Origin of the sequence: Rhizobium mayense (assembly GCF_030272705.1) — a bacterium.
Taxonomy (GTDB): domain Bacteria; phylum Pseudomonadota; class Alphaproteobacteria; order Rhizobiales; family Rhizobiaceae; genus Rhizobium; species Rhizobium mayense.
Genome location: NZ_JARFYM010000152.1, coordinates 1 through 236 on the forward strand (window position 1 = coordinate 1; position 236 = coordinate 236).

1 protein-coding gene is annotated in these 236 nt (G+C 61.0%); it reads left to right on the forward strand.

What is annotated here, in order from left to right:
• A partial coding sequence (locus tag PY649_RS35010) for a cbb3-type cytochrome c oxidase subunit I (RefSeq protein WP_285873648.1) occupies positions 1-236 on the forward strand: 236 nt, incomplete at both ends.

The following is a 236-nucleotide window of genomic DNA, read 5'->3' on the forward strand; positions in this document are numbered from 1 at the left end:
TGGGCCGGTCCGCACCATCTGCATTATACGGCTCTGCCCGACTGGGCGCAGACGCTCGGAATGGTCTTCTCGATCATGCTCTGGATGCCCTCCTGGGGCGGCATGATCAACGGACTCATGACGCTATCGGGCGCCTGGGACAAGATCCGCACCGACCCGATCATCCGCATGATGATTGTCGCCATCGCCTTCTACGGCATGTCGACCTTCGAGGGGCCGATGATGTCCGTGAAGAC